Origin of the sequence: Rubrivivax gelatinosus (assembly GCF_004340905.1) — a bacterium.
Classification (GTDB): Bacteria; Pseudomonadota; Gammaproteobacteria; order Burkholderiales; family Burkholderiaceae_C; genus Rubrivivax; species Rubrivivax gelatinosus.
In genome coordinates this window covers 156,986-174,603 of record NZ_SLXD01000003.1, presented here as the reverse complement: position 1 = coordinate 174,603, position 17,618 = coordinate 156,986, and the positions used below count along the sequence as shown (strand labels likewise).

Annotated in this window: 17 protein-coding genes; 5 read left to right on the top strand and 12 right to left on the bottom strand. The window is 71.0% G+C overall.

Annotated elements, in window-relative coordinates; all coding sequences use genetic code 11:
* Positions 1-128: 128 nt before the first annotated feature.
* From bchZ to EV684_RS06305, 6 genes are all read right to left on the bottom strand, one after another.
* Positions 129-1,592, bottom strand: a complete 1,464-nt coding sequence (bchZ, locus tag EV684_RS06330; RefSeq protein ID WP_132645364.1) for a chlorophyllide a reductase subunit Z — start codon at positions 1,590-1,592, stop codon at positions 129-131.
* Positions 1,592-3,124, bottom strand: a complete 1,533-nt coding sequence (gene bchY / locus EV684_RS06325) for a chlorophyllide a reductase subunit Y (protein WP_132645363.1) — start codon at positions 3,122-3,124, stop codon at positions 1,592-1,594. The genes bchZ and bchY overlap by 1 nt, the downstream gene beginning before the upstream one ends.
* 8 nt (positions 3,125-3,132) lie before the next feature.
* On the bottom strand, positions 3,133-4,137 hold the full coding sequence (locus EV684_RS06320) for a chlorophyllide a reductase iron protein subunit X (RefSeq protein WP_132645362.1): 1,005 nt from the start codon (positions 4,135-4,137) through the stop codon (positions 3,133-3,135).
* The gene (gene bchC, locus EV684_RS06315; protein ID WP_132645361.1) at positions 4,134-5,087 is read right to left on the bottom strand and encodes a chlorophyll synthesis pathway protein BchC; all 954 of its coding nucleotides are present in this window, start codon (positions 5,085-5,087) and stop codon (positions 4,134-4,136) included. Before bchC ends, EV684_RS06320 begins: the two co-directional genes overlap by 4 nt.
* 151 nt (positions 5,088-5,238) lie before the next feature.
* Positions 5,239-6,411 carry a methyltransferase gene (locus tag EV684_RS06310; RefSeq protein WP_132645360.1) on the bottom strand — a complete coding sequence of 391 codons (1,173 nt, stop codon included), beginning with the start codon at positions 6,409-6,411 and terminating at the stop codon, positions 5,239-5,241.
* An 11-nt stretch (positions 6,412-6,422) separates the two neighbouring features.
* Positions 6,423-7,355 (bottom strand): polyprenyl synthetase family protein, encoded by a 933-nt coding sequence (locus tag EV684_RS06305; protein ID WP_132645359.1) that lies wholly within the window; start codon positions 7,353-7,355, stop codon positions 6,423-6,425.
* A 161-nt stretch (positions 7,356-7,516) separates the two neighbouring features.
* On the opposite strand from EV684_RS06305, the gene EV684_RS06300 reads away from it, so the two are divergent.
* Positions 7,517-7,843, top strand: a complete 327-nt coding sequence (locus EV684_RS06300) for a c-type cytochrome (protein ID WP_310733546.1) — start codon at positions 7,517-7,519, stop codon at positions 7,841-7,843.
* Here EV684_RS06300 and dsrP read toward each other — a convergent pair.
* The 4 genes from dsrP to EV684_RS06280 are packed head-to-tail and all read right to left on the bottom strand — an operon-like array spanning position 7,830 to position 12,167.
* Positions 7,830-9,056 (bottom strand): sulfate reduction electron transfer complex DsrMKJOP subunit DsrP, encoded by a 1,227-nt coding sequence (gene dsrP, locus EV684_RS06295; protein WP_132645357.1) that lies wholly within the window; start codon positions 9,054-9,056, stop codon positions 7,830-7,832. The genes EV684_RS06300 and dsrP overlap by 14 nt on opposite strands.
* On the bottom strand, positions 9,053-10,018 hold the full coding sequence (locus EV684_RS06290; protein WP_165908407.1) for a 4Fe-4S dicluster domain-containing protein: 966 nt from the start codon (positions 10,016-10,018) through the stop codon (positions 9,053-9,055). The genes dsrP and EV684_RS06290 overlap by 4 nt, the downstream gene beginning before the upstream one ends.
* Positions 10,018-10,773, bottom strand: coding sequence for a cytochrome C (locus EV684_RS06285; protein ID WP_243651073.1), 756 nt, complete (start codon positions 10,771-10,773; stop codon positions 10,018-10,020). The genes EV684_RS06290 and EV684_RS06285 overlap by 1 nt, the downstream gene beginning before the upstream one ends.
* Complete coding sequence (locus tag EV684_RS06280; RefSeq protein ID WP_132645355.1) at positions 10,761-12,167, bottom strand: coproporphyrinogen-III oxidase family protein; 1,407 nt, start codon at positions 12,165-12,167, stop codon at positions 10,761-10,763. The genes EV684_RS06285 and EV684_RS06280 overlap by 13 nt, the downstream gene beginning before the upstream one ends.
* Before the next feature lie 180 nt (positions 12,168-12,347).
* Between EV684_RS06280 and ubiE the strand changes: the two genes are divergently transcribed.
* The 3 genes from ubiE to EV684_RS06265 all read left to right on the top strand — a co-directional run bounded on the left by ubiE (position 12,348) and on the right by EV684_RS06265 (position 14,654).
* The gene (ubiE, locus tag EV684_RS06275) at positions 12,348-13,103 is read left to right on the top strand and encodes a bifunctional demethylmenaquinone methyltransferase/2-methoxy-6-polyprenyl-1,4-benzoquinol methylase UbiE (protein WP_132645354.1); all 756 of its coding nucleotides are present in this window, start codon (positions 12,348-12,350) and stop codon (positions 13,101-13,103) included.
* A 100-nt stretch (positions 13,104-13,203) separates the two neighbouring features.
* Positions 13,204-14,127, top strand: a complete 924-nt coding sequence (gene menA / locus EV684_RS06270) for a 1,4-dihydroxy-2-naphthoate octaprenyltransferase (protein ID WP_132645353.1) — start codon at positions 13,204-13,206, stop codon at positions 14,125-14,127.
* Positions 14,128-14,180: 53 nt separating this feature from the next.
* Entirely contained in the window at positions 14,181-14,654 is a 474-nt protein-coding gene (locus EV684_RS06265) for a type II toxin-antitoxin system RatA family toxin (RefSeq protein ID WP_243651071.1), read from the top strand.
* 16 nt (positions 14,655-14,670) lie between these two features.
* Here EV684_RS06265 and EV684_RS06260 read toward each other — a convergent pair whose 3' ends face one another.
* Positions 14,671-15,546: a dienelactone hydrolase family protein gene (locus EV684_RS06260; protein ID WP_132645351.1), complete on the bottom strand. Its 876-nt coding sequence runs from the start codon at positions 15,544-15,546 to the stop codon at positions 14,671-14,673.
* 85 nt (positions 15,547-15,631) lie between these two features.
* Between EV684_RS06260 and ppx the strand changes: the two genes are divergently transcribed.
* Positions 15,632-17,134 (top strand): exopolyphosphatase, encoded by a 1,503-nt coding sequence (gene ppx, locus EV684_RS06255; RefSeq protein ID WP_132645350.1) that lies wholly within the window; start codon positions 15,632-15,634, stop codon positions 17,132-17,134.
* 22 nt (positions 17,135-17,156) lie between these two features.
* Here ppx and EV684_RS06250 read toward each other — a convergent pair whose 3' ends face one another.
* Positions 17,157-17,618 carry a SixA phosphatase family protein gene (locus EV684_RS06250; RefSeq protein WP_132645349.1) on the bottom strand — a complete coding sequence of 154 codons (462 nt, stop codon included), beginning with the start codon at positions 17,616-17,618 and terminating at the stop codon, positions 17,157-17,159.

The window sequence follows — 17,618 nt, the reverse complement described above, 5'->3', positions numbered from 1 at the left end:
CTCCTTCATAAGCGGCCAGATGGCCGCGTGCGCACAAGACCCGCGCACGGTGGGCAGCCGCGGCAGAGTGCCACGACATTCGGTTTGTCCACTGATCGCGGACAGGAAACTTTGAACGAAGCCCTTGATCACGCGGGCTCCTTCTGGCCGAGCAACTGGCGCACGCGGATCGCGGTGACGCGTTCCTCGCCGGCGGCGCCGGCTTCGCGTTCGGCGCGATCGCGCAGCTGCTTGGCAGCGGAAATCTGGACGAGCACCGGCTGGCGTGCGACGTAGTCGCGCAGCACCTGCTGGGCCTCGTCGTCCCAGGGCTTGGAGTCGCCGCGGCGCGACGGCGTCGCGTCGATGCGATCGAGCTCCGTGCCCAGCGGCAGGATGTTGAACAGCGCGTCGAACAGCGCGTTGCAGAACTCCTGCACCAGGTAGGTCGCGCCGGCGTAGCCCATGAAGGGCGTGCCGGTGTGGCGGCGGATGATCGCGCCCGGGAACGAGGCCGGGATGTAGGCCGGCTTCGGCCCATGGCCCGACGTCGTTTCCGCCAGGTACATGCGCTCGTTGTAGCTGCCGAAGAGCACCAGCGGCGTCTTCGTGTGCACCATCTCGCGCACGCTCTCGTTGTCGGTCTTCTCGCCGGCCTTGCGGGCGACGGCGAAGTTGCACGGCAGGCCCAGCTCGTCCTCGAGGAAGTGACGCACGCCGCGTGCGTAGGTCTCGCCGGCGACGATGCCGAAGTTGGCGGTGCCAAAGAAGTCCTGCGTGACCGAGCGCCAGAGGTCCCAGATCGGCTTGAGCGTGGTGTGCTTCTCGCGCTCGATGAAGGGCTCGGGGTCGAGGTTCAGCAGGCGGCCGAGTTCACGCAGGAACGCGGTCGTGCTGTGCATGCCGATCGGCGCCTGCAGGTACGGGCGCTCCAGCGCCTCGCACAGCATGCGGCCGAACTCGCGGTACATGCAGACGTTGACGTCGGCGTCGACCAGCTTGGCCACGTCGGCCAGGTGGCTGCCGAGCGGGAACACCATGTTCACTTCGGCGCCGATGCCTTCGACCAGGCGGCGGATCTCGGCCAGGTCGCTCGGCATGTTGAAGCTGCCGTAGCTCGGGCCGATGATGTTCACGCGCGGCTTCTCGCCGGCCGGGCGCTGCTCGAACGGCACGCGCTGCGGGATCTTGCGCAGGCCGTACTCGCTCCACAGCCAGAACATCGCGCGGTTGGCGCATTGCCACTGGTCTTCGTCGATCGTGCGCGGCAGGAAACGCTGGATCGTCGTGCCTTCGGGCGTGACGCCGCCGCCGATCATCTCGGCGATCGAGCCGGTGACGACGACGGCCGGCAGGTCCGGGTCGAGCGCCGCGTGGGCGCGCTTCATCGCGCCTTCGGTGCCATCGCGACCCAGTTCCTGTTCGCCCAGGCCGGTGACGACGATCGGCAGCTCGTGCGGCGGCAGCGCGTCGGTGTAGTGCAGCACGGCGGTGGCGGGCAGGTTCTCGCAGCCCACCGGGCCGTCGATGACGACCTGCAGCCCCTTGATCGCGGTGAACACGTACACCGCGCCCCAGTAGCCGCCCGCGCGGTCGTGGTCGATCACGTACATCAGATCATCTCCTCGGCCTTGCGGCGCTTCTGGAGCTTGATGACCTGACGGCGCGTGTCGGCCCGGAATTCGGGGCGCATCTGCGGCACGTCTTCCCAGACCCCGGCGTTGTCGCCGGTGCCGACGTCGCCGAAGAACTCGCGCATCTGCTGGAAGCGCGACTTGTTGGCGATCGCCGCGTTGATGACCTGCGCCAGCGAACCGGCACCGGCGGGGCCCATCAGCGGGCGCGCGGAGATCAGGTTCGTGAAGTACAGGGCGGGGATCGTCGCCTGCTTGGCGGCCTGCACGACCGGGGTGGTGCCGATCGCCAGGTCGGGGCGGCATTCACGCACCGCGGCGATGTCCTGCTCGAGCGAGGCGCGGTACTGCACGTGCACGCCGCGCGCCTGCAGCCATTCCAGGTCGGGCGCGCTCCAGGGCGTCTTCGGGCAGGCGGTGCCGACGTAGGGCACCTCGGCGCCGCTCTCGACGAGCAGGCGCGCCACCAGCAGTTCGGAACCTTCGTAGCCGGAGACGACGACACGGCCCTTGATCGGCGTGGCGGCCAGCGCACCCTTGATGGCCCGCAGCCACTTGTTCTTCGACGCGTCGATCATCGCCTGCGGCACGTTGCAGGCGCGGCCGACGGCCTGCAGCCAAGCTTCGGTGCCGTCGTGGCCCACCGGGGCGGAAGCGACAACGGGGCGACCCGCGGTCTCGAACTCGCGCACGCTGGCGGTGTAGAACGGGTGGATCGCGGCGACGGCGGCGCAGTCCAGCGCGGCATACAGCTCGCGCCATTCACGCGTCGGCACCACCGGACCGGCGGCCAGACCCATCGGCTCGAGCATCATGCCGATGCCCACCGGGTCGGCCGGGAACATCTCGCCGAGCAGCGTGACGGTCGGCTTCTCGCTGACGCCGCCGCGCGGCGCGGCCACCGGGCCGGCTTCGGCTTCGCCACGCGCGACGCGCAGCATCGCGCCGGCGAGCACGTCCTTCGCCTCTGCATGCGTGGGCACGCCGAAACCCGGCACGTCGATGCCGATGATGCGCACGCCGTCGATTTCCTTGGGCAGCAGGCGCAGCGGCACGCCCGAGGCGCTGGGCACGCACAGATTGATGACGACCACGGCGTCGTACTGCTTCGGGTCGGCGAGCTTGTGGACGGCCTCGCGGATGTCCTCGAACAGCTTGCCGGTGACCAGCGTCTCGCTGCTGAACGGCACGTAGCCGATCGAGCGCCGCGCGCCGTAGAAGTGGGCGGTGAAGCTCAGGCCGTAGACGCAGCAGGCCGAACCGGACAGCACGGTCGCGGTGCGGCGCATGCGCAGGCCGACACGCAGCGAGCCGAAGGCCGGACACATGCTCTGCGGCTGGTCGTGCGGGCCGGCGCCTTCGGGCATCGGGTAGTCGCGGGCGTACTGCTGCAGCATCTCGCCGTTGCCCGAAGCGGCGGCCGCGGCCAGCATCTGTTCCCGACCCGCGTGGCAGCCCAGGCCGTCGTCGGCCACGGGCGCACCAGGATTGGAGACGTGTTGCTCGCTCATCGCGGGTCTCAGGCGGCGTCGTAGACGACTTCGAGCGTCGGGCGGACGATCTCGTCCTTGCCGAGCATGTCCTGCACCGTGGCAGGCTCGAGCACGACGTCACGGCCGGTGGTCTCCGAGGAGAACAGACCCAGCAGCGCGTCCTGCGACAGCGGCGTCGGGCGCACCGGCGGCGCCTCGGCGACGTTGGTCGCGAGCTGCTCGAACAGCGGGCCCCAGGTCGTGCCCGGACGGGCGACGATCTCGTAGGCGGCGCTCTTGCGGCGGATGTCCTCGTTGGCGGGGATCGCGGCCAGCACCGGGATGCCGACGTTGGCGGCGAAGGCCTGGGCCTCCCCCGTGCCGTCGTCCTTGTTGATCACCATGCCGGCGACGCCGACGTTGCCGCCGAGCTTGCGGAAGTACTCGACCGCGCTGCAGACGTTGTTGGCGACGTAGAGCGACTGCAGGTCGTTGCTGCCGACGACGATGACCTTCTGGCACATGTCGCGCGCGATCGGCAGGCCGAAGCCGCCGCAGACCACGTCGCCGAGGAAGTCGAGCAGCACGTAGTCGAAGCCCCAGTCGTGGAAGCCGAGCTTCTCCAGGGTTTCGAAGCCGTGGATGATGCCGCGCCCGCCGCAGCCGCGGCCGACCTCGGGGCCGCCGAGCTCCATCGCGAAGACGCCGTCGCGCTTGAAGCAGACGTCGCCGATCGAGACGGCCTCGCCGGCCAGCTTCTTCTTCGAGCTGGTCTCGATGATCGTCGGCGTGGCCTTGCCGCCGAACAGCAGGCTGGTCGTGTCGCTCTTCGGGTCGCAGCCGATCAGCAGGACCTTCTTGCCCTGCTGAGCCATCATGTAGCTCAGGTTGGCAAGCGTGAAACTCTTGCCGATGCCGCCCTTGCCGTAGATCGCGATGATCTGCGTGGTCTTGGTCACCGGATTCGTGGACACCGCATCGGGCTCGATCGCTGCCTCGTCCTTCAGGCGCTCGTCGCGCATCAGGATGACTGGCGAGGTGGTCTGACTCATCGGGTACTGCTCCAGTCGAGAACCATCTTCAGGCAGTCCGGGTCACCGAACGCGATGCGGTACGCGTCGGCGGCTTGGGACGGATTGGCGTGATGGGTGATCAGGCCGTCGAGCGACAGGCGCCCGGTTTCGGCCAGTTCCTTCACCGCCAGAAGGTCGGGGCGCTGCCATTCGGCGGCGCACCGGATTTGCGCTTCGCGCATGAACGCGGGCGCAAAGTTGAAGTGCAGCGGCTCGGTGTAGAAGCCCGCCAGCACGATCTCGCCGCCACGCGCCAGGCGCTGGACGAGCCGGTCGAGGATGGAGGAGTCACCGCTCACGTCGAAGATCGCGCGGTAGTCGCGGCGCGGGTCTTCGTCGGGGTGGACGACGGTGTAACCCGTCGCGCCCTGCGCGCGGGTCGGATTGGTTTCCCAGACGGTCGGCGGCGCGAAGCCGGCAACGACGGTCATGCGAGCCAGCAGGCGGCCGAGCACGCCGTGACCGACGATCAGGTCGGGCGCGACGATGGGCGTGCGCTTGCCGCCGCCGGCCACCGAGTGATAGGCGGTGGCGGCCAGCGCCAGCAGCACGGCTTGTTCGCCCAGGGAGTCGGAGACCGCGCAGACGCGCGAGCCGGCGACGACAACACGCGAAGCGGCACCGCCGAACAGGCCACGCACCTCGCCGTAACACAGCGCGCCGGGCACGAACACACGTTCCCCGACCTTGTGGTGGGCGTTGGCGCCGGCTTGCACGACGCGGCCGACGGATTCGTAACCCGGCACCAGCGGGTAGCCCATGCCGGGGAAGGCCGGCATGCGCCCGCTCCACAGCAGCTTCTCGGTGCCGGTGGAAATGCCGCTGTACTCGATGTCGACGACCAGGTCTTCGTCGGTCGGCGGCGTCAGTTCGAGTTCACGCAGAACGAGGTGCTCGGGCTGCTCGAGCACGATGGCTTGAGTCTTCATGCAGCCCTCCATGCCGAGAGCGGACGGGCCATCGGTGGCATCACAGGCCACGCAGGCAAACGGTGCTTCATCGGCTTCAACATCACGACGTCATCTTAAGCTGACAGTCCACTGTGTCAAGGTGGCTGGACATGCCTTAGATCAGGAAACCTTAAGCAGTGCAGCGAGCGACCAGCACACCCGCCTGCAAAGGCATGTGCGTGGGCAGCGGGCGCACGCTGGCGAACCCGGCTTCGTGCAGCAGCTGCGTCAGCCGGGCCGCCGAACGCGGCCGGCCGCGACCCATCGCGAGCAGGTAGAAACCGAAGTACGCGTCGCCGATCGGCTCGACACCCGGCACCTCGGCCATCGCCTCGGCGAGCACGAGGGTGCCGTTGTCGGGCAAGGCGCGACGCACGTTCTTGAACAGCGTCAACACCCGTTCATCGGGGTGGTCGAAGGCCACGCGGACGAGGGAGATGACGTCGGCACCACGCGGCAGTTCGTCGGCGAAGAAGTCGCCGCCGAAGGCCTGGGCACGGCCGGCCAGGCCCCAGCGCTGGAAGTTCTCGTTGGCGCGCTCGGCCACTGCCGGCAGATCGAAGACCCGCAGCTCGACACCCGGAACCTCGGCCGCGACGCAGCGCACGAAAGCGCCCTCGCCACCGCCGACGTCCATCAGCACCTTGTGGCGGCCGAAGCGGTAGGCCGCGATGACCTCGCGCGCCACCAGCGGCTGCGACGCGGTCATCAGCTTCGAGTACTCGGCGACCCTCTCGGTGGCCAGCGCCGCGGGCTGGCCCGGGCCGGCCTCGGCGGCGGCGGCATAGGGCCAGTAGCCGGCCATCGCCGGGCGACCCTGGCCGCGCAGCAGCGCCACCGGGTCGGTGAGGTCGCCGTACAAGGTCGCGTGGTGCTCGACCATCGCCGTGATCGCCTCGTTGGCGACCAGCGGCGCGCCCAGCCGGCCGAGCGTGACGAGGTCGCCGCTCTGCAGGTCCAGCAGCTCGAGCGAGTCGGCTGCGGCAACCAGGCGGCGCGCGGCCTCCAGGCTCAGCCCGCAGCGTTCGGCGACGGTCTCCAGCGGCAGCGGGCCGTCGGCCAGCATCTTGAAGACACCCAGGCGCACGCAGGCCAGCAGGATCTGGGAATACACGAAGCCGGCCAGCAGGTCGAACAGCTCACGCGCGTGTTTGCGCGCCACCGGGCGCGTCAGCGGAAAGGCCGCGGCCCATTTCTGGAACCCGGGGCGGGCGATCGTGCGGTGTTTCCAGTCGCGAAAGCGTTCGGCCAGCGTCGGGGAACGGCGCGGCCCGGCCTGCGGCCTCGTCTCGGCTCTGTCCATGGGAGAAACGGTCAGGCGGTCTGGGTCGGAGCGGCGGACCGCTCGGCGGCACGAACCGCGGCGCGCTCTGCGAGCGCTTCGATGTTGGCGCACCAGGCCTTGGGCACCAGGCGTTCGGCCTCCATGCGCACGATCTGGCGCAGCATGCCGGCGCCTTTGCACTCCGGGATGGCGTCGATCGCACCCTGCACGAGGCGCTCGAAATGTTCGACGGCGCCGACCAGGCCGTGCTGGATCGCCGAGCTCGGGCGGCCAAGCGCGACGTCGCGGCCGACCGGCTTGCCCAGTTGTTCGGGGTCGGCGAGCGCGTCGCGCACGTCGTCGGCCACTTGATAGGCTTCGCCCAGCCAGTCGCCGAGCGCACGCCAGGTCTCGCCGTCGCCGCCCGAGGCCTGCGCACCGGCAGCGGTCGCCGCGGCGAACAGCGCCCCCGTCTTGGCACGCTGGTAGTCGGACAGCGCGACACGCGGTTCGCACTCCCAGGCCTGGCCGGCGATGATGCCCAGCGGCGTGCCGACGCCGCATGCCACGGTCTGCAGCACGTGCGCCATACGTTGCGGGTGGCGGGCGCCGGCGGCACCCAGGGTCTGGAAGGCGGTGACGATCAGCGCGTCGCCGGCCAGCACCGCCAGGCGTTCGCCGAAGGCCTTGTGCACCGACGGCTGGCCGCGGCGCGTCGGCGCGTCGTCGAAGCACGGCAGGTCGTCGTGCACCAGCGAAGCGCAGTGGATCAGTTCGATCGCCGACGCGGCGGCGTCGGCCAGCGCCGGGTCGGTATCACCGTTGGCCATCGCGACGGCGATGCACAGCTGCGGCCGGATGCGCGCGCCGCCCGGGAAGACGGCGTGGCGGATCGCCGCGGCCAGCTTCGGGGGGCAACCGGCGCCTTCGTTGGCGACGAGGGCCGCCTCCAGCGCCTGTTCGATGCGATTGATCGTGTTCATCGAGTTCCTCCGGCGACCCGGCACCGGATGGCGCACCGCTGTAAGGTCGTCATGTCACCCCAAAGTGTCAACTGATTTTGACAGGTGGCAGACCCCTGTCAAGAAAGCGGAACTGACAAGGCTCAAGTCCCTAGCACGCACCCTTTGGCCGAATGGAACGCATGAACCGCACTGTTTCCCACCTCGCTCTCGCCGCCGGCCTCGTGTTCGGCGCTGCCGCAGTCCACGCCGCCACGCCGGCCGAACTCGCCACCAAGGCCGGCTGCGCCGTCTGCCACCAACCCACGGCCAAGGGCCTGGGCCCGAGCTATCAGGAGATCGCGAAGAAGTACAAGGGCCAGGCCGGCGCCCCGGCCCTGATGGCCGAACGCGTGCGCAAGGGCAGCGTCGGCATCTTCGGCAAGCTGCCGATGACGCCCACGCCGCCGGCACGCATCAGCGACGCCGATCTCAAGCTCGTGATCGACTGGATCCTCAAGACGCCTTGACGTCAGCCGCCGGCCGCGCCCGCGCGCGGCCGGTGTCGAAGGCCAGCGCCGCCTTCGCCAGCAGCGTGAAGACCAGCGCGCCGCAGGCCCAGATGCCAGCGGACACCAGCCACTCGCGCCAGCTCGGCGCGTACTCGAAGATCTCGCCCAGCGGCGTCGGGATGTAGCCGGGCACCACCAGGCCCATCCCCTTCTCGATCCAGATGCCGAGGAAGGCCAGGCCGCAGGCCAGCGCCAGCAGCCTCGGCGTGCGCCGCAGCGGGTGGATCGACAGGATCACCACCGCCACGAGGTTCAGCGCCAGTGCACCCCAGATCCACGGCTGCAGCTGGCCGGCCCCGGCCAGCCCAAAGAACAGGTAGCGCATCGAGGCCGCATGCGAGGTCTCGTTGTAGAAGTCGGTGAACAGCTCGACGCCGACGAAGAACAGGCTGATCTGCAGCGCCACCGTCATGACCACGGCCAGCAAGTCGATGACCGTCTGCTTCACGGCCAGCCCGCCCCAGCGGCGCAGCGCCAGCAGCGCGAGGATGATCAGCGCCGGCCCCGAAGCGAAGGCCGAGGCGATGAAACGCGGCGCCAGCAGCGCGCTGTGCCACAGCGGCCGCCCGGCGTTGGCCGAGAACAGGAAGGCGGTGACGGTGTGGATCGAGATCGCCCAGAAGATCGCGACGATCACCACCGGGAAGTAGCGCGCCGTCACCGGCTCCTCGCCGCGCCAGCGCGCGTGCAGCACGTAGGCCGGCAGCCCGAGGTTGAGCAGCAGGTAGCCGACGAGCACGACGACGTCCCAGGCCAGCATCGACTGCGGCCAGTTGAAGCGCCCGACCAGCGGCAGCATGTGCCAGATGCGTTCCGGCCGGCCGATGTCGACGGTGACGAACAGCATCGCGGCGACCACCGCCGCGACCGCCAGCGCCTCGCCGTAGATGACGACCTGCTTCACGTCGGCGCGGTGGAACAGGTAGGCCGGGATGACCAGCAACACCGCCGCCGCGGCGATGCCGACGAGGAAGGCGAAGTTGGCGATGTAGAAGCCCCAGGAGACCTGGTCGCTCATGCCGGTGACGACCATGCCCTGCTGCAGCTGGCCGCCGTAGGCGAACAGGCCGGCGGCGACGACCGCCGCCAGCGCGCCCAGCCAGCGCCGGTAGGCCGCGCCGCCGGAGGCCATCGCGCGCAGGCCGTCGAGCACGAAGCGGGAGGGATTCATGCCGGACTCACCCGGTCGTCGCTGAAGTACCAGAACTTGGGCTCGGTGCCGAGGTCTTCCTTCAGCCGGAAGACGGTCTTGTGCTCGAGCACCCAGCGGATCTCGCTTTTCGGGTCGAGCAGGTTGCCGAAGACGCGTGCGCCGGTCGGACAGGCCTCCTGGCACGCCGGCTGGCGGCCCTTGCGGGTGCGCTGGGTGCAGAAGTGGCACTTCTCGACGACGCCCTTGGGCCGCGGGCGGTTGCCGAGGTAGTTCAGGTTCGGGTTGAACTCGGCCGCCGGGATCTGCGGCTCGGTCCAGTTGAAGTGGCGTGCCCAGTACGGGCAGGCCGTCATGCAGTAGCGGCAGCCGATGCACCAGTCGTAGTCGACGACGACGATGCCGTCAGGCTCCTTCCAGGTGGCCTTCGTCGGGCAGGCCTTCACGCAGGGCGGGTTGTCGCACTGCATGCACTGCACCGGCAGGTACCAGTGGCCGGGCTGCGGCACCTGCCCGGCGTCGTAGTAGTGCTCGGCCTTCTCCAGGTCCATCGTGCCGTCGGGCATCTGCAGCACGCGGATGTACTGCATCTGCGAGTCGCGGCCGAGGTTGTTCTCCTTGACGCAGGCCTCGACGCAGTCCCGGTAGCCCTTGCACTTGCTGATGTTCAGCGCGTAGCCGAAGACGGTGTCGGGCAGCGGCGGCACGTCCTCGCAGCGCACGTCGACGCCGTAGCGTCGCCTGGCGTTGCGCTCGATGCGCTGCAGCGCGGCGTGGATCTCGTCCTTCGACATGCGCTGGTAGTGGTCCTGCAGCAGGCTGCCCATGGCGTCCTGCAGCGTCTGGCCGCCCCAGGCGCCGGTGGCCTGGGCGGTGGCGACGGCGCCGCCGGCGGTGGCGACGCCGGCGAGGAATCGGCGGCGGAAGGCACTGAAGCCTGCGCCCTCGCCTGCGGGCGGATCGGAATCGGGCTGGCGGCTCATCATCGGGCTCCGGAAGCCGCGCGCTGCCAGGGCGGCGCGGCGTGCGCCGGCGTCAGCGCCGGGCGTTCGAGGCCGGCACGCACCGGCGGCGGCGGCGCGGCCTCGCGCGGCGGGATCTTGGGGTCGTGCGCGTCGTGGCAGTGGGTGCAGGCGTAGATCTGGCGTTCACCCTGCCAGTTGGCGGCACGTTTGCCGTGCGCGCCGAAGGCCCAGTCGCGGTGGCGCGGGCCGTGGCACTGGCCGCAGACGAGCTGCGACTGGTCGAAGTCCACACGCCGGCCATCGACGGTGCGCAACCAGTCGCGGTCTTCCGCGACGTGGCAGTCCAGGCACCACATGCGGCCGCGGCCGTGCGGCAGCGACGCGACGTGCGGTGCGGCGACCAGCGCGCGCGGCTGGCGGTTCAGCGGCAGCACCTTGTGGCACTGGGCGCAGGGGTAGAGCGCCAGATGCTGCTTGCGCGGCACGACGCTGAAGGCCGGCGCGTCGAGGTAGCCGCCGAAGACCAGCGGCTCCTGCGGGTTCGGCGGCTGCGGCGGCAGGTTGTCGCGCAGCGGGCGGTGCGTGGGCGCCGCCTCGCTGGCCGGCGCCACGGGCACGGCGCCGGGCGCCAGCGCAGCGGCGCTTGCGGGGGCCGCTGCGGCGGAGGCCGCATCGGCATCGGACGGAGCGAGCGCTGGAAGCCCCAGCGCGAAGGCGAGGCCCACGGCGGCGGCGAAGGACGCCGCCGCCGTGCGCCAGTTCAGCAACCGCACCGGGCGGACCTCCCTTCCGGCTGTGCGCCGGGTTCGTCGAGTTCGGTGCACAGCGCATGCAGCGCATGGCGCCCGGCCTCGGTGACGAGAATGCGGTCGTCGAGCACCCGCACCAGGCCGTCGGCCTCGCGCGCGGCCAGACGGCCATAACCTTCCTCGATGCCCCGGGCGTCGGCCGCGGGCAGCTCCAGCGTGCACAGCAGGCGCTCGACCGCGGCGCGGCGCTGCACACGCTCGGGCGTGGCCGGCCGCGCCTGCGCCACCGGCAGGTGCTGATGGCGCAGCGCGTTGCGCCATGCGGCCTGCGAGCCGTCGTTCCAGAACATCGAGCCGTCGATCTCGCCGACCGCTCCGACGCCCAGGCCGATCATCGGCGTGGCCGGCGCGGCGGTATAGGAGATCAGGCTGCGGCGCAGGCGGCCGTCGTCCATCGCGCGCGAGAGTTCGTCGTGCTCGAGCACGAACTGGTCGGCGCCGATCCAGCGGTAACCGGCGTTGCGCAGCATCTCGGCGCTGGCACGCGCGAGTTCGGCCATCAGCGCCGGCGACGGCAGCGACTCGGTGTCGATCGCCACCTGCGCCGGCGCGTGCCAGGGCCGATGGTGGTAGCGCGCCAGGCGGATGCGCTCGGGGCCCATCGCGATCAGCCGTTCGACGGTGGCGCACCAGCTGGCCATGGTCTGGCGCGGCAGGCCGATCATCAGGTCGAGATTGATGTACTCGATGCCCGCCGAACGTGCGAGTTCGCAGACGTCGTCGATCAGCGCCGCCGACTGGCGCCGGCCGATGGCCTGCTGCACGTTCGGGTCGAGGTCGAGCACACCCAGCGAGACACGGCGGAAACCCAGCCCGCGCAGCACCTCGAACATGGTCTGGCTGACGCGGCGCGGGTCGCATTCGCAGGACATGTCGATGTCCGCCGGCATACGCCAGACCGACTGCATCGCCTGCACGAGGCGCGCAAGCTGCGAGCCGGTCAGCTCGCTGGCCGTGCCGCCGCCGAGGTGGAACTGCAGCAGTTCACGGCGCCCGCCGATCGCCTGCGCGACCTCGCGGATCTCCTCGACCAGGCCGCTGACGTAGTCGTCGATGATCTCGTCGGGCTGCGCGGCGCGGATGTCGCGGTCGCAGCAGAAGCAGTGCGCGGCGCAGAACGGCACGCGCGTGGACACGGCCACGGGCTCGTCCGGGCGCGCGGCCAGCGCCTGCAGCGCCGCGTCGTAGAGCGCACGCGCCGATGCGGCGCCGCCGGGCGGCATGCCCTGCACGAGCGGATTCGTCGCCGGCGTCGGCTGCCAGCACATCGACGCGCCGGCGTCGAGCTTGGTGATCTTCAGCACGCTGGCCGGAGGACGATCGCCGGTGCTGTCGTCTGATGGGGAAGGCGTTCTCATGAAGACGTCTCGAACGCCGCAGTGGGTTCGAGCCTGACGTTGGGGCGAACCTTAGTCGGGCGCACGACCCGCCGGTTGACACAGGTCAACGGGATGGGCCGCGTCCGACGGGCATTCGACGGCGCAGTTAAAGTGTCGAGCCCACCTGACACCCGCCTCGGCCGAGGCCTGCCAACACCCATGAACGAACCCACGCCGCTGTCGCGCAGTTTCGGCTATCAGAGCGTGGACGAACGCGAGCGCGAGCAGCGCATCCGCCGCGTCTTCAGCGCCGTGGCGGCGCGCTACGACCTGATGAACGACCTGATGAGCCTGGGCATCCACCGGCTCTGGAAGCGTCGTTTCGTGCGCATGGCCGCGCCGCAGGCCGGCCAGCACATCGTCGACCTGGCCGGCGGCACCGGCGACGTCGCCGCGCTGATGGCCGCCGCCGACCGCCGCGTGACCGTCGTCGACCCGAGCGCCGAGATGATGGCCGTCGGCCAGGCGCGCGGCCACGCGCACGTCGAATGGCTGGTCGGCAGCGCCGAGCAGCTGCCGCTGGCCGACGCCTCGGTGGACACGCTGACGATCTCCTTCGGCATCCGCAACGCCACGCGCATCGACGTCGCGCTGCGCGAGATCCACCGCGTGCTCAAGCCCGGCGGCCGTTTCCTGTGCCTGGAGTTCTCGACCCCGGCGTGGTGGCTCAGGCCGTTCTACAACCTGTTCTCGTTCACCGTGATTCCGCGTCTGGGCGCGTGGATCGCGAACTCGCCCGAGGCCTACACCTACCTCGTCGAGTCGATCCGGCGCTTCCCCGACCAGCCGCGTTTCGCGGCGATGATCGGCGAAGCCGGCTTCGAGCAGGTGCGCTGGCACGACCTCAGCTTCGGCATCGCCAGCGTGCACATCGGCACGCGCCCGGCCGCGGCCGGGCCTTCCGGCACCGCTTGATGTTGCACAAGCAGCGCGTCGCCCCGCGACGCGGACAATCGGATCCTCGTTTTCCCCTGCCCGCACGGAGACCGCGTACATGCCCGGAGAGAGAGCCACGGTGAACAGCACGCGCGCGGTCCGCACCGGATCGATCGAGGCGTGGGCCGTCGCCGTGCGGCCGCGCACGCTGCCGGTGGCCGTGAGCCCGGTGCTCGTCGGCGCGACGCTGGGCTTCGACCGCACCGGCGCGATCGACATGATCGCCGCGCTGCTGGTGCTCGGCGCCGCGCTGCTGATGCAGGTGATCACCAACATGCAGAACGACGTCGGCTACACGGTGCGCGGCGGCGAAAGCACCGGCACGCGCACCGGCCTGCCACGTGCCACGGCCAACGGCTGGCTGAGCGTGCGCCACGTGCGTGCCGGCATCGTCGTCGCGGCGCTGCTGGCCGCGGCGCTGGGCATCGCGCTCGTCGCCTACCGTGGCTGGCCGGTGCTGGCCATCGGTGTCGCGTCGCTGCTGGCCGCGCTGGCCTACATGGGCGGCCCCAAGCCGATCGCCTACACACCGTTCGGCGAGCTGACGGTCTTCGTCTTCTTCGGCCTGATCGCCGTCGTCGGCACCGACTGGGTGCTGACCGGCAGCTTCGGCCTCGTCACCGTGCTCGCCTCGGTGGCGCTGGGCTCGGTGGCGGCGGCGGCGCTGGCGGTGAACAACCACCGCGACATCGCGCACGACCGGCTCGTCGGCCGGCGCACCTTCGCCGTGACCTTCGGCGAAGCGGGCTCGGTGGCGCTGTACACCGTGCTGCTGCTGCTGCCGTTCGTGCTGCTCGTGCCGATGGCGATGCTGTCGCAGTCCTGGACGCTGCTGCTGCCGCTGGGGCTGCTGCCCTCGACACTGCAGCTGCGCCGCGACTTCGTGCACTGCCCGCGCGGCATCGCCTTCAACGAGATCCTGTTCCGCACCTTCCGCCTGGAGCTGTGGTTCGCCGCGCTGCTGTCCGCCGGCGCCCTGCTCGGCTCGATGATCGCCCGATGACGGGCGAGCACACCGTCCGGGCCTAGGGCGTGCAGGTCCGCCGCAGCGCCTTGGTGGCCCGCCCGGCCAGCCACCTCTTCGACCTGATCGAAGGTGCCGAGCACTACCCGGCCTTCCTGCCCTGGTGCTCGGGCGCGACCATCCTCGTGCGCGACGACAGCGTGGTCTCGGCCGACATCAGCATCCGCTTCAAGGGCGTGGGCTTCGAGATCCGCACGCGCAACCCCAAGCGGCGGCCGGAATTCATGGCCATCCACCTCGAGCGCGGGCCGTTCCGCCGCTTCTACGGCGAGTGGCAGCTCAAGGTGCTGGCCGAGGACGCCTGCAAGGTGAACTTCCTGCTCGACTACGAGTTCGACAGCGTGGTGATGACGCGCATGGCCGGCCCGGTGTTCGACAAGATCGCCGACAAGCTGGTCGACGCCTTCGTGCAGCGTGCGATCGACGTGCCGCCGCCGGTGCTGGCGCCGACCGCACCGCCGGCCGAGGCGCCGCGTGCGCCCGACGCGGACTGGCCGCCGCCCTGAGCCCTGAGGCCCTGGATCAGGCCACGCCGTGCTCGGCGAACCAGGCCAGCGTGCGTTTCCAGCCGTCCTGGGCCGCGTCGGCGCGGTAGCTGGGCCGGTAGTCGGCGTGGAAGGCGTGGCCGGCTTCGGGGTAGACGACGAAACGCGACTGCTTCGCCGCCACGCTGCCGCCGGCCAGCGCGGCCTTCATGCGTTCGACGCTGTCCAGCGGGATGCCGCCGTCCTGGCCACCGTACAGGCCCAGCACCGGCGCACGCAGCTGTGACGCCAGCTCCACCGGCTGCATCGGTTGCAGCGCGGTCTTGTCGCCGACCAGCCGCCCGTACCAGGCGACGCCGGCCTTCATCTGCGGGCTGTGCGCGGCGTACAGCCAGGTGATGCGCCCGCCCCAGCAGAAGCCGGTGATGCCGGCCTTGGTCGTGTCGGCGCCCTGCCCGCCCGCCCAGGCCACAGTCGCGTCGAGGTCGCGCATCACCTGCTCGTCGGGCACCTTGGAGACCACCTCGCTCATCAGGCGCGGGATGTCGGTGTAGGCCCCGGCATCGCCCTGGCGCACGAAGAGCTGCGGCGCGACGGCGAAGTAGCCGGCCTTGGCCAGGCGCCGCGCGACGTCGGCGATGTGCGCGTGCACGCCGAAGATCTCGCTGACGACCAGCACCAGCGGCGCGTTCGGGCGGTTCGCCGGCGCGGCGCGGTAGGCCGGCATGCGCAAGTCGCCGACGGGGATCGTGACCTCGCCGGATACGAGGCCGGCACTGTCGGTGGTGATGACGGTCTGCGCCGCCACCGGCAGCACCGCAGCGGCGAAACTGCCGCCGACGGCGGTGCGCACGAAGTCGCGCCGGCTGGGGTCGCGCGGCGACACCAGGGAATCGAACTCGGCTTGCTGCATGTTCGCCTCCTTGACCTCCAACAAGTCGAGGCGATTCTAGGAACGCCGTCACGGTGCCGCGAGAGCCCTCTTGCACAATCGGCCCATGGCCGACATCACCACGCCCGACCTGCCGCTGGCCGCGGTCGACATGGGCTCCAACAGCTTCCGTCTCGAGATCGCACAGGTCCAGCGCGGGCGCTATCGCCGCAGTGACTATTACAAGGACATGGTCCGCCTCGGCGCGGGCCTCGACGACCAGGGCCTGCTGACCGAAGAAGCGGTGCAGCGTGGCCTGGACTGCCTGCGGCGCTTCGCCGCGCGCCTGACCGGCTTCGCGCCGGCGCAGGTGCGCGCGGTGGCGACGCAGACGCTGCGCGAAGCGCGCAACCGCGACGCCTTCCTGCTGCGCGCCCAGGAGGCACTGGGCCACACGATCGAGGTCATCTCCGGGCGCGAGGAGGCACGGCTGATCTACGCCGGCGTCGCCCAGCTGCAGCCGGCCGACGAGCCGCGCCTGGTCGTCGACATCGGCGGGCGTTCGACCGAGCTGATCCTGGGCCGCGGCCGCACGCCGGTACGCGCCGAGTCCTTCGCGGTGGGCTGCGTCAGCCTGTCGCTGCGTTTCTTCGGCGACGGCCGCATCGATGCCGAAGCCTTCCGCGCCGCGCGCGTGGCCGCCGGAGCCGAACTCGAGGAGGCGATGGAGCCGTTCTCGTCGCGCCACTGGCAGCAGGCGCTGGGCTCCTCGGGCACTGCCGGCGCGGTGTCGCAGATCCTCGCGGCCAGCGGCGTCAGCGACGGCCGCATCACGCCCGAGGGCCTGGCCTGGCTGGAACAGCGCTGCATCGCCGCCGGCCACGTCGACCGGCTCGAGCTGCCCGGGCTCAAGCCCGAGCGCCGCGCCGTCATCCCCGGCGGGCTGGCGATCCTGCAGACGCTGGCCGAGAACTTCGGCATCGCCACGCTGTGGCCGGCCAAGGGCGCGCTGCGCCAGGGCGTCGTCGTCGACCTGCACGAGCGCCTGGCGGGACTCAAGCGCAGCCACCCGAGCGACATGCGCGACGCCTCGGTGCACGAGCTGCAGCGCCGCTTTGACGTCGACGTGCGCCAGGCGCGACGCGTGGCCACGGTGGCGCTGGCGCTGTTCGACGGCGTGATGCCGCAGGCCGACGCCGAGGCCCGGCGCGAACTCGGCTGGGCCTGCGACCTGCACGAGATCGGGCTGATGGTCTCGCACCACGACCACCACCGCCACAGCGCCTACCTGCTGGCGCATGTCGATGCTCCGGGCTTCTCGCAGAGCCAGCAGCGGCGCGTCGGCCAGCTCGTGCTGGGCCAGCGCGGCGGCCTGCGCAAGATCGAGGACGCGCTGGCCAGCGAACTGCTGGGCTGGCAGGTCATGTGCCTGCGTCTGGCGTCGATCAAGTGCCATGCACGTGCCGACGTCGACGCCAGGGCGCTGGCGCTGCGCGTGCGCGGCCGCGACGCCGTGCTGGACTACGACGCCGCCTGGGCCAAGGCGCACCCGCGCACCGTCTTCCTGCTGGAGGAGGAGGCCCAGACCTGGGCCCGCTCGGGCCCGCGCAAGCTGCTGCTGCCGCGCTGACCGCGGCGCGCCGGGACCGGGCCTACAGCGCCTCGGGCCCTACGACGGCGTGCAGCACGACCTGCATCGTGTCGCCGCGCTCCCGAGAGCGCAGCCACCAGACGCCGGCCTTGCGCACCGCCCAGGGCTGGATCTCGCCGGACAGCAGCAGCGCTGCGGTCAGGCCCAGGATCGGCTGGTGGCCGACGACCAGCACCGGCTCGCGCGCCTCGGGCCAGCGCGCCACGTGCAGCAGCGACTCGACCGAGGCGTCGGGCGCCAGCGCGGCCACCGTCTTCACGCGCCGCTCCAGCGCCGCGGCCGTCTGCTGGGCGCGCCGCGCGGGGCTGGCGAGCACACGTGCGCCTGCCGGCATCTGGCGGTTGAGCCACTCGGCGACACGCCGCGCCTGGCGCTCGCCCTTGGGTGTCAGCTCGCGTTCCAGGTCGTCCTGGCCCTCGCGTGCGTCGAAGGCTTCGGCGTGGCGCCAGAGGATCAGGTCCAT

Bases quoted from the DNA above. Each gene is read 5' to 3' on its own strand.
- bchZ (WP_132645364.1), bottom strand. From the start codon at position 1,592: ATGTACGTGATCGACCACGACCGCGCGGGCGGCTACTGGGGCGCGGTG.
- bchY (WP_132645363.1), bottom strand. From the start codon at position 3,124: ATGAGCGAGCAACACGTCTCCAATCCTGGTGCGCCCGTGGCCGACGAC.
- EV684_RS06320 (WP_132645362.1), bottom strand. From the start codon at position 4,137: ATGAGTCAGACCACCTCGCCAGTCATCCTGATGCGCGACGAGCGCCTG.
- bchC (WP_132645361.1), bottom strand. From the start codon at position 5,087: ATGAAGACTCAAGCCATCGTGCTCGAGCAGCCCGAGCACCTCGTTCTG.
- EV684_RS06310 (WP_132645360.1), bottom strand. From the start codon at position 6,411: ATGGACAGAGCCGAGACGAGGCCGCAGGCCGGGCCGCGCCGTTCCCCG.
- EV684_RS06305 (WP_132645359.1), bottom strand. From the start codon at position 7,355: ATGAACACGATCAATCGCATCGAACAGGCGCTGGAGGCGGCCCTCGTC.
- EV684_RS06300 (WP_310733546.1), top strand. From the start codon at position 7,517: ATGAACCGCACTGTTTCCCACCTCGCTCTCGCCGCCGGCCTCGTGTTC.
- dsrP (WP_132645357.1), bottom strand. From the start codon at position 9,056: ATGAATCCCTCCCGCTTCGTGCTCGACGGCCTGCGCGCGATGGCCTCC.
- EV684_RS06290 (WP_165908407.1), bottom strand. From the start codon at position 10,018: ATGAGCCGCCAGCCCGATTCCGATCCGCCCGCAGGCGAGGGCGCAGGC.
- EV684_RS06280 (WP_132645355.1), bottom strand. From the start codon at position 12,167: ATGAGAACGCCTTCCCCATCAGACGACAGCACCGGCGATCGTCCTCCG.
- ubiE (WP_132645354.1), top strand. From the start codon at position 12,348: ATGAACGAACCCACGCCGCTGTCGCGCAGTTTCGGCTATCAGAGCGTG.
- EV684_RS06260 (WP_132645351.1), bottom strand. From the start codon at position 15,546: ATGCAGCAAGCCGAGTTCGATTCCCTGGTGTCGCCGCGCGACCCCAGC.
- ppx (WP_132645350.1), top strand. From the start codon at position 15,632: ATGGCCGACATCACCACGCCCGACCTGCCGCTGGCCGCGGTCGACATG.
- EV684_RS06250 (WP_132645349.1), bottom strand. From the start codon at position 17,618: ATGGACCTGATCCTCTGGCGCCACGCCGAAGCCTTCGACGCACGCGAG.